Genomic DNA, 12,176 nt, shown 5'->3' with positions numbered 1-12,176 from the left:
GTTATTTTCTTTTATTTGTTATCGGAGGCATTTGCTTTCTTATATCTGGTATGAATATTATTTAATTTATAAGTTCCTGCCTCGCTAAATTCATTTAATTCAAGTGATAATGCAAGATAACGATGTTGATATAAATGGGCAAAGTGATCCTTCATAACATTGAATATCTCGTTACACGTTGCTTGCTTTACCTTTTCCGACCGTCCGGCACCGATTTTCAAGCTTGCATGGACAAACGCATCATCATGACTGTCATCTGCAATACAGTAGTTATGGAGTTCAATCGCCCTTGAACGAATCCCACCAACAGGGAATATATTTTTTGAAATGAGTACGTCATTTATTTTTTTTAATAATTCTTGTATTCTTGCCTCTTCTTTAATATTATCGGTATATTCTATGATAAAATGCGGCATTATTCTCCCCCCACATCACTTACAATCGTATTAACTAAACGGCCAATTCCTTCAATCTCTGTAATGACTTCGTCTCCTACTTTTGTATCAACCGCGCCTTTAGGGGTTCCCGTTAAAATAATATCTCCTGCGTTTAGCGTCATAAAACTACTTAAATATTCAATTAGAAATGGAATGTCAAAGACCATATCTTTCGTTGATCCCTCTTGTGTTAGTTGGCCGTTTACATAGGTTCGCAATGTGAGATTCATTGGATTGTCGATATCTGCTGCATCAACGACCCACGGTCCGATCGGTGTGCACGTATCACGATTTTTAACCCGTAAATTGGGGCGATAATAGTTTTCTAAATAATCGCGGATCGCATAATCATTAGCAATTGTATATCCTTCAATATATTCATAGGCTTCGTCTTTTTTTACATGTCGTGCCTTTTTCCCAATGACAACTACTAACTCACATTCATAATGCATAAAAGTGGCATCTGCAGGACGCTTCGTCTGGCCTCGATGACCAAGTAGCGTATTCATCCCCTTTAAAAATACTAACGGCTCACTCGGTGCCTTAAAATCTAGTTCTGTTGCATGGTCTGCATAATTTAAGCCGAGGGCAAAAATCGTTTTCGGTGTAACTGGCGGCAGCCATTCAACTTCATGTTCTGAAACGATCTGCCCATCTGGTAGCTTAATTTTCCCCTCGTGTTCAACAACGCAATGAACGGCTCCCTTATAGACAATGCGGGCTCTTTTCAAATTGATACCCCCAATGCTGCATTCTTCTCATGAACTACGGTATTCTCCAAATTTCCGATCTGTTCAATTTCTATTCTAATTCGATCTCCAGCTTTCACTTTAGGTGGATTTTCGGGAATTCCTACTAATACGGTGTCCCCGGGATTTAGCGTCATAAACTCCGTAATATCTTGTAAAAGTTTCGATACAGGGCGAATCAAATTGGCTGTTGTATTTTCTTGACGCAGCACTTCGTTAACAAAAACTTTTATTGTTAGATTGTCGGGATTAATATGTGCACTTTTTTCTACAATCCAAGGACCGATTGGACAAAACCCATCTCGAGCTTTTTCGCTAATTGCCGGTCGATACACACTTTTATGCGGGATACTAATGTCGTTTACAATTGTATAGCCAGCTATATAATTAAATGCTTGATTCTCTTTTACCTTTGTAGCAGGTCGACTTATCACTATTCCTAAGGCTGCCCCTACTTCCAATTCTTGTATGTCTGATGGAATTGGGATAGGAGTGTCACAGCTAATCATCGTATTTACTGGTTTAATATATAAAATCGGAGCTTTCGGTGGTGATTGATAGGGTGCCTGATTCAATTTATCCCCCATTGCCTCAAGTGCACCTTTGTAATTTAATAATGTTCCACAGATCGTTCCGGAAATAGGGACGTCCCATGGTAGTTGATTCATCTTATAATTAGCACCTTGAAAGAGGATTTGATTACCTTTTTTATCGATGCTCGCTTCTTCTAGTATTGATTTCCCTTGAAGTTTAAACTTAATTTTTGTTTCCAACTCCACTCCCTCCTTTCTATCAAAATTAGTCTATCTAAATAATAATCGTCGGCTTTTTCTTTTCTAATTTCGGGTCGCCTGTCTCGACGGCCTGCCCCGTATGGATATCTAAAACGGTTGATGCTTCGTTAAACCAGCAATCTGGTGCTGCATGGCCCCAAAAGGTTTGGCGCATTGGATCGTCTAGATCCCATTTTACCGGTTTAAAGTCTGGATCACTTGTTAAGTAATCTCCGTTATACAACTCGATTCTGTGTCCGTCTGGATCTCGTAAATAAAGGAAGAAGGCGTTTGATAAGCCATGTCGTCCAGGTCCTCGCTCGATGCTTGAGCCATAACCTAATGATGCCAACACATCACAAGTATGAATCACACTCATCGGATCACTTAGCCAGAAACCGACATGGTGAAGTCGCGGTCCTACCCCATTCATAAATGCTACATCATGTACTGTCGGTTTACGATGAAGCCAAGCGGCCCATATTTTTTCATCATCGGCAGTTGTGTACTCGGAACAAGCAAATCCGAGTTCATTAATGTAAAAATTGTATGCTTTCTCGACATCGGTTACAGCACAGTTAAAATGATCGATACGCTGAACTTTTGCCCCTTTATACAAATCATAGCGCTGCAACAAACGATCTACGGGATCCATCGTTGCAAAAAACTCAAGAGGGAGTCCGGAAACATCCTGCACCCTTAACGTCCGCCCCATCGCCTTTTGCGAACCAGATTCCATCCACTTAATCCGATACCCTTTTTCTGTAAAAAACGCGGATAATGTATCCAAATCTGCTTCTGCAAAAACTTTATAGCTTATTGCTTCTACACTAGGTCGGTCACTTTTTTTCAGCACTAGGCTATGGTGGGTATGTTCTTCAAGACCACGCAAGTAAATATGTTTGTCATCACTTTCCGTCTCAATAAATCCAAGTGCATGAACATAGAAACGTCTTGATTCTTCTAGATTTGTCACGTTCAATACCGCTCTAGCCGCTCGAATGATATTAAAATTCACCATACTTCCCCCCGCTATTACACATTTAAAAAGCTGGATTTATCTGATTTAACTTGACCGAGAAAATCGCGAATGATTTCCTTATATGGCTCCTTTTCATATCCTTCAAAATAGGTCATTCCCATTCTAATCGGATCCCCGAAAAAGTAATATTCGTAATGCATTTGTCTACTTCCAAACGCACTCATTGTCATATCCCATGCCAATCGAAATAATTGCACGCGTTCATATCCTTCAAGATTTTTCCCCTGTAAACCCCGATCAATTAATGCACCAATATCTTCATTTTGGAAATCTGCTTGCGTAGGAATGCCCATCAATCCAGATGCCCCTAAGATTCTTAAAATTTCTACTAATCTTGGATAAACTCTTGGATACCAATTACGCGCAGCATCAAGTGCAGCATAATCAGGTGTCATCGTTCCCCATTTATCAAGCTTCGCATTATGCTCCGCCCTATACAAATGACTTCTCATTGTCTCAAGTGCTAACATAATTTCTGTTCCTTTGTCTTGAACATGCTGGAATTGATCAATTCCAATTGCATCCATTACGGAAAGAGCTAATCCGAGAAGAAATTCCGTTTTTACAATATTTTTGGCAACTACCTGATGGGCCATATGAACGACCGCATTCGTTTCACGGAAGGTACGATTACATATCGATGAATTTCCGCATACAAATACTCGGTTCCAAGGGACAAAAACATTTTCAAAGGAGACAATCGCATCCCCTTCTTCAAAACGAGAAGAAAGTGGATGATCCCATTGATTTTTTCCATAATCAAATGATTCTCGGCTAATAAATTTCAATCCGGGAGTATTATTCGGTATTGCAAATGCAAGTGAGTATGGATCATCTAACTCGCCGGCCTTTTTAACTGTTGAAGGAAAAACGAGAATTTCGTCTGTGATTCCACCTTGTGTGGCAAGAAGTCTAATTCCATCAACGATAATTCCATCTTTATTTTTCTCGACGAGATGAAGGGCCACATTAGCATCTTTTTGCTCATGCTGTGCTTTCGCGCGATTCACTTGAGGATGGATTAATGTATGGGTTAAACTAATATCGTTTTCTCGCGCATATTCATAATAGTTTTTCGCATTTTCAGCTAGGGACGGGTCCCCTTCGGAAAAGAAATCATAAGCAACTCCCATCGCCATAACTTCCGCATTCAGATAGTCAGGAGAACGTCCCATCATCCCGCCTGAAACTTTCGCCCATTCTGTCATCGCCATTCGTCTTGCTATTAAGTCATCGATCGTTTTCGGCTGTAAAAATGTCATTCCAACCTTCTCACCTGTAGTTGGTGATTTGTATAATAATTTGTCTTCCTTTTCGTATTGAAGATCATATAATTTCGCCATTGATTGAATGACATTTTTAAACGCCGCATGTTCTGTTACGTCATTTACTCTTTCTCCGTGTATATAAATATTGTTATTTGCTTTTTTTAATCTCTCAATATACTCTTTTCCTGTTTTTGCCGGCATCTATCATTTCTCCTTTTTTCCAAATTGCGGAATATGATGGGCACTTAAGGCAACATGGACCACTTGTGTTTCTGTATAAAAGTCAAATGCGTAATGTCCTCCTTCACGGCCCATTCCGCTATATTTACTGCCACCGAATGGAATACGAAGATCCCTCACATTTTGTGAATTAATCCAAACCATGCCTGAATCAACACCTTGAGCTACCCGATGCCCGCGTTTTATATCATTTGTCCATACGTAACCTGCTAGACCGTATTTCGTGTCATTTGCCAGGCGAATCACTTCTTTTTCATCCGTAAATTTCATTACTGCCATAACAGGACCAAATATTTCTTCTTGTGCCACTCGCATTTCATTCGTCACATTTAACAGCAATGTTGGTGGAACAAAATTTCCTTTTCCGAATTCTTTTGGAACTTCTCCACTATAGATTTCAGCCCCTTCATCTTTCGCTAGTTGGATATATTTTTTCACATTGTTAAAATGTTCGATATGAATAAGCGGTCCGACCTCTGTTTCATTATTAAGCGGATCACCGACAATAATCTTTGGTATTCGTTCTTTTAATGCATCAACAAATTGTTCATAAATTGATTCTTGAACAAATAATCTTGAATTTGCTGTGCAACGTTCACCGTTAAAAGAAAAGATCCCCCATGTACATGCATCAAGAGCTCGATCAAAATCAGCATCGTCAAAAACAATGATTGGTGATTTTCCCCCTAGTTCAGCGGATACTCTTTTTAGTGTATCTGCGCCATTTTTGATAATTTCCGAACCCGTTGTCGTTTCACCTGTAAAAGAAATTAATTGCACATTTGGGTGGGCGACAAGTGAGGCACCTGCTGTTTCTCCAAAACCGTGTACCACATTAAATACACCTTTTGGAAGTTCGGCTTTGTCAATAATTTCCGCTAATCGATTGGCTGTCACCGGAGACCATTCACCAGGCTTTAATACGACTGTATTTCCTGTCGCTAGAGCGGGAGCAATCTTCCATGTTTCAAGCATAAAAGGAGCATTCCATGGGGTAATTAATCCCGCTACACCAATCGGCTTGTGAATCGTATAGTTAATAAACTCATCATCGACCTGATATGCTTCACCGACTAAACGATTGGAAACCATTTCGGCATAGAAGCGAAAATTTTGTGCAGATCGAGCCACCATATTTTTCGTTTGGCTGATAGGCAGCCCTGTATCCATTGATTCCAAAGGAGCAATCTCTTCAATATGTTCATCAATTAAATCAGCAATTTTATAAATATATTTTAATCGTTCACTTACTTTCAATTGCCCCCATTCACCGTGGAATGCACGATGTGCCGCTTCTACGGCCACATGAATATCTGCGGCATCACCTTCAGCAATATAGTTGATTACTTCATTTGTAAATGGATTTATATTTTCAAATGTTTTGCCTGAAGCAGCATCAACAAATTCACCATTGATATAAAGCTGAATATCTTTTAAATTACTCATTTCTTCCCTCCTATCCTTTCGCTGCGATTTCATCCGTTAATGCTACATGATGCTGTAATACGTCACGAATTTCGCTTTGCAATTCGGCAGTTGGCAGATCCATCGGTAAACGTAAGACCGGTTTAATTTTCCCCATCATTCCTAATGCAGCCTTTAACGGTGCAGGATTTGTATCTTTAAATAGGACATCATTTAACTCCATTAATTCAAAATGCAGATCTAACGCTTTTTGCGCATCACCGGCCACCCATGTATTATAGAGATCGGCTATTTTTCCAGGGACAACATTGGCTGTGGCACTAATATGTCCGGCTCCACCGATAGCAAGCATTGGATAACATAATAATTCAATTCCTGAGTAAAGCAGAAAATCTCTCCCACATTTAAGAAGGACACGATTCACATGTTCAAAATCTTTGTTGGATTCTTTCACTCCGATGATATTAGGGCAGTCCTCATGTAATCTTGCGAGCGTATCGACATGAAGATTGGTTGCTGTTCTTCCGGGGATGTTATAGACGATGATGGGGATATCAACTGAATCGGCGACAATTTTATAATGCTTATATAAAGCATGCTGTGAAGGCTTATTATAATAAGGGACAATGACAAGTGCAGCATCGGCACCCATTTCTTGTGCTTTTTTTGTCAAATAAAGTGTTTCCTGATGATTAGTTGATCCAGTTCCTGGTACGAAAGGAACTCTTCCATTGATTTTCTTAACGGCTGTTTCCATTACGCGAATCCGTTCCTCCACAGTAAGGGAACTTGGTTCACCGGTTGTACCTGTTACAGAAATGGCGTGTGTTCCACTACTAATATGCCAATCAATTAGATTTTCAAATGTTGCATAATCAATGGAATAATCTTCGTGGAATGGTGTGACGATTGGTGCAATTGACCCTCTCAGCTTTTGCTTTGCTTCCTCAAACATTTTCAAGTCTTTCACACTCCTTAAAAGTATGTATTTTTTGAAAACCCTTACATTTCGAATGTAGCATATGGTAAAGTATATTTAAAATATTTAAAATATTTGTTTTATATACTTTAAAAGTATGCATTAGGTGGGATGAAATGGATATACGGCAGTTGCAATATTTTTCAACGATCGTTGAGGAAGGCCAAATTACTCGTGCAGCAAAAAAACTCCATATGGCCCAGCCTCCATTAAGTCATCAATTAAAACTTTTAGAAGAGGAACTCGGGGTTAAATTAATCGAGAGAAGCGGGAAGAAATTAGAATTGACGAATGCTGGAAAGGTTTTATATAGAAAGGCGCAGAAATTAATTCATCAACTTGAAGAAACGATTATAGAAGTGAAAGAAACAGACGAGGGTTGTAGGGGAACTCTTTCATTAGGTGCATCCAAATCTTGCTTTTCATTCTTTTCAGAAAGACTTCCGGATTTTGTGAAAAAATATCCCCTTGTCTCCATCCAATTAAGGGAAGGCGATTCATTTGTCATAGGTGAACAGATAAAAAATAAGGAGATTGATATTGGTGTTACCCGTCTGCCAATGGATTTATCGGAGTTTTCCTATTTGCATTTATCAAAAGATCCCTACGTAGCCGTCCTTCATCATAAGTGGGTACGAGAGATGAACCTCTGTTCTTCAACAATAAGAATGGAGCAATTAAAGGGGATTCCGCTTTTGCTCCTTCATCGCATTAAAGGTTCCGGACAATATGAACTGGTAGTCGATGAATGCCGAAGACATGGATTTGAACCGAATACCATCTGTGAATGCCCGGATGTGACGATGATTTTATCCCTCGTTTCGAAAGGAATGGGAGCCACGATTATTCCAAAATACTCATTGCTTTCTTTCCAGACGTCGAATGTTCAAGTTCTTCAAATAGAAAATACAAATATCGTAGCGGAATCCGCACTTATATGGAGTAAAGACCGTTACTTGCCGAAAAGTGCGAAAAATTTCATTGAAATGTTTGAAGAAAGGGTTCAGTTAGATTAACAAAAAAAGACCATATTAGAATAGTAATATGATCTTAGTATAATTGTTTATAAACTTTTAGGAACAGTTAAACGAAACAATCCGATTGGTGTCCATCCCTTCATATCTCCATCGATTGTTAATCCATCTGTATCCGGCAACTGATGTTCTTCCGATAAAGGTTGGATAAAACCAAAATCTTTGGCCATTACGTAAACGCACTCTTGTGTATCGATGTAAACATCCTTTAAATGCACCCGGGTCTACCGCATAAACGGATGGACTAGACGAATGACTGCCGGATTGCGTCCCTTGTCCGGCTCCTGGTGGTGGGCCCGGTGGAAATCCTTGTCCTTGCCCCTGTCCCGGTGGTGGGCCCGGTGGAAATCCTTGTCCTTGTCCCTGCCCTGGCGGTGGACCCGAAGGAAATCCTTGCCCTTGTCCCGGCGGCGGACCAGTCGGATGCCATTGCCCTTGTCCCGTTGTGTTTCCAAACGGAAACCCTTGGTTATTGCCACTCCCTTGAAAAGGCTTTAACAATCCGCCTAAATGATTCATATTACCTAGATTTGGGAGAAGTTGTTGTCTATAATAGTCATTATCCCAATACATACCTAATTCTCCTTCCCATCTTTTTCCCTAGATAAAATATGTATCAAAGTAAAAATAGGTGCATGCCCTTATCTAAAATAGATAATCACCTTTTCCAAATATATCCGATTCCCCAATACGTCTTTAAAAATTGGGGATCTGATGGACAATCCTCAATTTTCTTTCTAATCCTGCGAATATTTACATCTACAATTTTCAAATCACCGACAAAAGATTGTCCCCAAACATGATCTAGTAATTGATCTCTGGAAATAGGCTGGTTCTCATTTTCCATTAAAAATTTTATTAATTCAAATTCGGTAGGGGTTAAATTAATGAGTTGATTATTTTTAGAAATCGTATTATTACTTTTGTCCAACGAAAAAGACTTGTGGTAATAAGTCAAGAGAAAATCCATAAAAAATAAAGTTGATTTTGGACTTTCAAAGGAAAAAAAGGCGCACTGAACTAAACCCGCACCATCACAAGAACGCTTGTTCGGGTTTGCTGAAAGGATTCAAAAGCAGCTATTTGCTTTTGAGTTACACGCTCCTTTTTGGCGTGTAGAGTTGGTGATTGCGTAGTAGCACATCCACCAAACGCACTAATTTTCTTGCAGTCATGACAAGGGCTCTTTTGTGTTGAAATTTCGGAACTTCTTTATACTTCTTTAAGTAAAATTCACGATAGGCGGGTTCATTTCGTTGGACCGAGTTGGCAGCTTCAACTAAGTAATAACGAAGATACTGATTTCCCGACATGACTCGTGGTGTTCGTTCCGATTCATAGTCGCCTGATTGCGATTTTTTCCAGAAGAGACCGGCATATTTAGCTATTTGCGCTTGTGTTTCAAATCGATCAATTTGACCGATTTCGGCGATAATCCCTGCCGCATAAACCGGACCAATACCCGGCACGCTTTTCAAGCACTGTCCTTCTGGAATAATGTGAAATAGGGACTCAATCCCTTTTTCTAACTCTTTGACCTGGTTTTTAAGTGTTTGAATGAGTTTGGCATAGGTGGCCAATACGACATCAACGGAGTCCTGTACGACCTTGCCTAAACGGTAGGAGTCACGAATCGCCTTTTGGATGGATTTCGCAACTTTTTCTGGCTGACGAAAGCGACCTTTTCCTCTCTCTTGAAGGAACTCAGCCAGCTCTTCCAGCTCCATCTGAGCGATCTCATCCAGCGAAAAGGATTCAGCGAACAACTCCATCATGGTCGAACCAAAAACAGAAGTATCTACTTCATTGGTCAATGTATTGCACTTGTAATAGAGATTTTCAAGGAAATGCTGCTTACACTCGGTCAATTGATGAATGACCTGATAACGAGAACGCGTTAAACGCTGAAGGGCAACATACTTTTCTTCCTTGATGATGGTTTTATTATAGCGCCCAAACCGAAGAAAGTCGGCAATCCGAAATGCATCAATTTTATCGGTTTTATCTTCTTCAAATAAGCCTTTAAACCGATGGATCGCCTTTGGATTTTGAACCACCACTTCCACCCCAATCCGTTTTAAGTCGGCATCGTTATCTAAAAGATGCGCAGGGTGAAAGCTATACACAGAGGTGGATTCCATGCCGACAATGATTTTTTCGTAATGGGATTGTCCATGATAAGCTAAGATATTTTCTTTAATCTGGTTCGCTCCATGAATATCGTTTGGAAAAGTCGTTTCTTTTAAACGTGTGTCTTCGCTGTCCAGAAAACACACATCAAGTTTTTTAGAGCTTACATCAATACCTACAAATAAATTCACGGAAAGGACCTCCTTTCATTTGATTATGGAATAAGCTTGGATACTGCGGGATATCCCTAGAAACAATGGTCTGGCAACAGCCTCGCGTATGAGTATTCAAAAGGTGCGTCTCTAAAAGCTGCCCCAATGTCCACTAACATTGGTATAGAAATACACCGATACAGCTTGTGTGTTTGCAGTACAACCATTGTCTGGGTCACAGTCTTTAATCGTAGTCGAACTACAGGAGGAAACAGCATATTCCCAGTTGGATCCATTCCAATGTCTATTATCCAGGGATATCCCCCAGTATCCAAGCAATTCGGGTTGTGCTATTTATGAATATAAAGAGAGAGCAGCATTGCCTCCATCATAGATAGCAATATCTTAATTATTTAGTTATCAAAGAACAATAAAAGCAATTTCTAAAACTTATTATACGAGGAGGAATGGAGATGACATTTTGTTTAGGTACAGTTTCTATTGCTTTTATTCTTCTAAGTAAAGAACTGATTCTCGCCTCTAATTCTTTCATACTGAATGGCTTCGTTATATAATCATCTGCACCGGTATCAAGACCTATTACTTTATCATCTTCCTGTGCTTTCGCTGTTAGCATAATGATTCCAATTCGTTGATTCTTTTTTCGAATTTCTTTGCACACCTCAAACCCATCGATCCCGGGAAGCATGACATCTAGAAGTGCGATATCGATATCGGGATGTGCATGAAATATTTCTAACGCTTCTTCTCCAGTTTCTGCTTCATATACGGTTAAATTTGCCTTTTTTAAATTTAAACTAATAAAACTTCTAATCGACATTTCATCTTCTAACAAAAGAATCGAGGACATCCAATAAACCTCCTTTTCAATTCATTCTATTGTTATTATAAAATAATAAGAAAACCCCCACAAACATGGAGGCATTGTACAATGATTGTTTTAAAACTGAATTGGTATAATGTTTTGCTTAATTTTTTTAAATGTATATCCATTCTTTTTAAAATAATTTAATAGTTTTGGAAGACTGTTAATCGTTTCTGCCCGATCATGGAGTAAAATGACTGGGGTTATGTTTTTGCTTTCTAAATTTTCGACTTGTTGAATAACCTCGTTTATATAACGACCATTCTTAAATTTCCAGTCCATACTATCCACATTCCAGTCCCACAATATAAATCCTGCGTTATCTACCGCCGCTTTATATTTTGGCGTCATATATGGATAGCTCCCATATGGAGTTCTTATTAGTCTAGTAGACTTACCAGTTATTTCTTTGAGTGTATGATTGGCTGTATCCATTTCATTTACAACTGAATGACTTGATGCATAAATTTTCTTCGCATCATGGGTGACTCCATGAAGTCCAATGGAAAATCCCCGTTTTACCGCATCCTTTGCCTCTTTTGAAAATCTTTTTATATTAGGCTCTAACCAAAAGAATGTAGCATCTGCCTTATATTTTTCCAATGTATTCATTAAATCTTCTATTCTATTAGAAGGACCGTCATCAAATGTTAAGTAAATTACTTTTTCCTCGGAAGGTTTTACAATTGGAATAGAAGGCTTTTTATATATTTTGGACGATGTTTTTTCTTTTTTTTCAGAAGTTTGATGTTTTTCTACGCTTTTTTTATCCTTTGATGTTCCAGTATTTTTTTCTTCATGGCTTTTTTTCGTTTTATTGACGTTTTCTTTCGCCATCGCTGCAACAACAGCCGTTTGTTCTGTAAGTTGTTTTTTATGAAATTGAAACCCTACCGTAATAGAGGCAATGATTACAATTAAACTAAATAATGTAATTTTTCCTCTTCTATTAAGCCTCCGCATTTTCATTTGTCCGCCCTACCACCTAAAATGATTAATATAATTTAAGTATAAGACATATTTCCTACAAAGGGTGACAAAGAAGTTACAATTTGATAATT

At 38.9% G+C, this 12,176-nt stretch carries 12 protein-coding genes and 1 pseudogene; 1 reads left to right on the top strand and 12 read right to left on the bottom strand.

What is annotated here, in order from left to right; all coding sequences use genetic code 11:
• Window positions 1-11: 11 nt before the first annotated feature.
• The 7 genes from MKY81_RS10760 to hpaI are packed head-to-tail and all read right to left on the bottom strand — an operon-like array spanning window position 12 to window position 6,889.
• Window positions 12-416 carry a 5-carboxymethyl-2-hydroxymuconate Delta-isomerase gene (locus MKY81_RS10760; protein ID WP_066235270.1) on the bottom strand — a complete coding sequence of 135 codons (405 nt, stop codon included), beginning with the start codon at window positions 414-416 and terminating at the stop codon, window positions 12-14.
• Window positions 416-1,168 carry a fumarylacetoacetate hydrolase family protein gene (locus MKY81_RS10755; protein ID WP_341117763.1) on the bottom strand — a complete coding sequence of 251 codons (753 nt, stop codon included), beginning with the start codon at window positions 1,166-1,168 and terminating at the stop codon, window positions 416-418. The genes MKY81_RS10760 and MKY81_RS10755 overlap by 1 nt, the downstream gene beginning before the upstream one ends.
• Window positions 1,165-1,959, bottom strand: coding sequence for a fumarylacetoacetate hydrolase family protein (locus tag MKY81_RS10750; RefSeq protein WP_107921336.1), 795 nt, complete (start codon window positions 1,957-1,959; stop codon window positions 1,165-1,167). Before MKY81_RS10750 ends, MKY81_RS10755 begins: the two co-directional genes overlap by 4 nt.
• Before the next feature lie 34 nt (window positions 1,960-1,993).
• The gene (hpaD, locus tag MKY81_RS10745) at window positions 1,994-2,977 is read right to left on the bottom strand and encodes a 3,4-dihydroxyphenylacetate 2,3-dioxygenase (RefSeq protein WP_108071951.1); all 984 of its coding nucleotides are present in this window, start codon (window positions 2,975-2,977) and stop codon (window positions 1,994-1,996) included.
• 17 nt (window positions 2,978-2,994) lie between these two features.
• On the bottom strand, window positions 2,995-4,470 hold the full coding sequence (gene hpaB / locus MKY81_RS10740) for a 4-hydroxyphenylacetate 3-monooxygenase, oxygenase component (protein ID WP_108071953.1): 1,476 nt from the start codon (window positions 4,468-4,470) through the stop codon (window positions 2,995-2,997).
• A 3-nt stretch (window positions 4,471-4,473) separates the two neighbouring features.
• Window positions 4,474-5,955, bottom strand: a complete 1,482-nt coding sequence (gene hpaE / locus MKY81_RS10735) for a 5-carboxymethyl-2-hydroxymuconate semialdehyde dehydrogenase (RefSeq protein ID WP_341117761.1) — start codon at window positions 5,953-5,955, stop codon at window positions 4,474-4,476.
• 10 nt (window positions 5,956-5,965) lie between these two features.
• Window positions 5,966-6,889: a 2,4-dihydroxyhept-2-ene-1,7-dioic acid aldolase gene (hpaI, locus tag MKY81_RS10730; RefSeq protein ID WP_341118768.1), complete on the bottom strand. Its 924-nt coding sequence runs from the start codon at window positions 6,887-6,889 to the stop codon at window positions 5,966-5,968.
• 140 nt (window positions 6,890-7,029) lie between these two features.
• Between hpaI and MKY81_RS10725 the strand changes: the two genes are divergently transcribed.
• On the top strand, window positions 7,030-7,929 hold the full coding sequence (locus tag MKY81_RS10725; protein ID WP_341117760.1) for a LysR family transcriptional regulator: 900 nt from the start codon (window positions 7,030-7,032) through the stop codon (window positions 7,927-7,929).
• A 57-nt stretch (window positions 7,930-7,986) separates the two neighbouring features.
• On the opposite strand, the gene MKY81_RS10720 is transcribed toward MKY81_RS10725, so the two are convergent.
• The 5 genes and pseudogenes from MKY81_RS10720 to MKY81_RS10700 form a co-directional block, all read right to left on the bottom strand.
• Window positions 7,987-8,520: a transporter gene (locus MKY81_RS10720; protein WP_341117759.1), complete on the bottom strand. Its 534-nt coding sequence runs from the start codon at window positions 8,518-8,520 to the stop codon at window positions 7,987-7,989.
• Between the two features lie 85 nt (window positions 8,521-8,605).
• The gene (locus MKY81_RS10715; RefSeq protein WP_445663928.1) at window positions 8,606-8,878 is read right to left on the bottom strand and encodes a winged helix-turn-helix domain-containing protein; all 273 of its coding nucleotides are present in this window, start codon (window positions 8,876-8,878) and stop codon (window positions 8,606-8,608) included.
• Window positions 8,879-9,041: 163 nt separating this feature from the next.
• Window positions 9,042-10,268 (bottom strand): IS110 family transposase, encoded by a 1,227-nt coding sequence (locus MKY81_RS10710; RefSeq protein WP_108073350.1) that lies wholly within the window; start codon window positions 10,266-10,268, stop codon window positions 9,042-9,044.
• Between the two features lie 421 nt (window positions 10,269-10,689).
• Window positions 10,690-11,100 (bottom strand): annotated as a pseudogene (locus tag MKY81_RS10705) (response regulator transcription factor); the annotation flags it as partial.
• Between the two features lie 90 nt (window positions 11,101-11,190).
• Window positions 11,191-12,084, bottom strand: coding sequence for a polysaccharide deacetylase family protein (locus MKY81_RS10700; RefSeq protein ID WP_108071959.1), 894 nt, complete (start codon window positions 12,082-12,084; stop codon window positions 11,191-11,193).
• Between the last annotated feature and the right edge of the window lie 92 nt (window positions 12,085-12,176).

The organism is Heyndrickxia sp. FSL W8-0423 (genome assembly GCF_038009395.1).
GTDB classification, from domain to species: Bacteria; Bacillota; Bacilli; order Bacillales; family Bacillaceae_C; genus Heyndrickxia; species Heyndrickxia sporothermodurans.
The sequence above is the reverse complement of the archived record's forward strand: the minus strand, read 5'-3'. Positions and strand labels throughout refer to the sequence as shown.

Excerpts from the sequence above, each read along its gene's own strand:
- MKY81_RS10725 (WP_341117760.1), top strand. The coding sequence starts at position 7,030 with ATGGATATACGGCAGTTGCAATATTTTTCAACGATCGTTGAGGAAGGC.
- MKY81_RS10720 (WP_341117759.1), bottom strand. The coding sequence starts at position 8,520 with ATGTATTGGGATAATGACTATTATAGACAACAACTTCTCCCAAATCTA.
- MKY81_RS10760 (WP_066235270.1), bottom strand. The coding sequence starts at position 416 with ATGCCGCATTTTATCATAGAATATACCGATAATATTAAAGAAGAGGCA.
- hpaI (WP_341118768.1), bottom strand. The coding sequence starts at position 6,889 with ATGTTTGAGGAAGCAAAGCAAAAGCTGAGAGGGTCAATTGCACCAATC.
- hpaE (WP_341117761.1), bottom strand. The coding sequence starts at position 5,955 with ATGAGTAATTTAAAAGATATTCAGCTTTATATCAATGGTGAATTTGTT.
- hpaB (WP_108071953.1), bottom strand. The coding sequence starts at position 4,470 with ATGCCGGCAAAAACAGGAAAAGAGTATATTGAGAGATTAAAAAAAGCA.
- MKY81_RS10700 (WP_108071959.1), bottom strand. The coding sequence starts at position 12,084 with ATGAAAATGCGGAGGCTTAATAGAAGAGGAAAAATTACATTATTTAGT.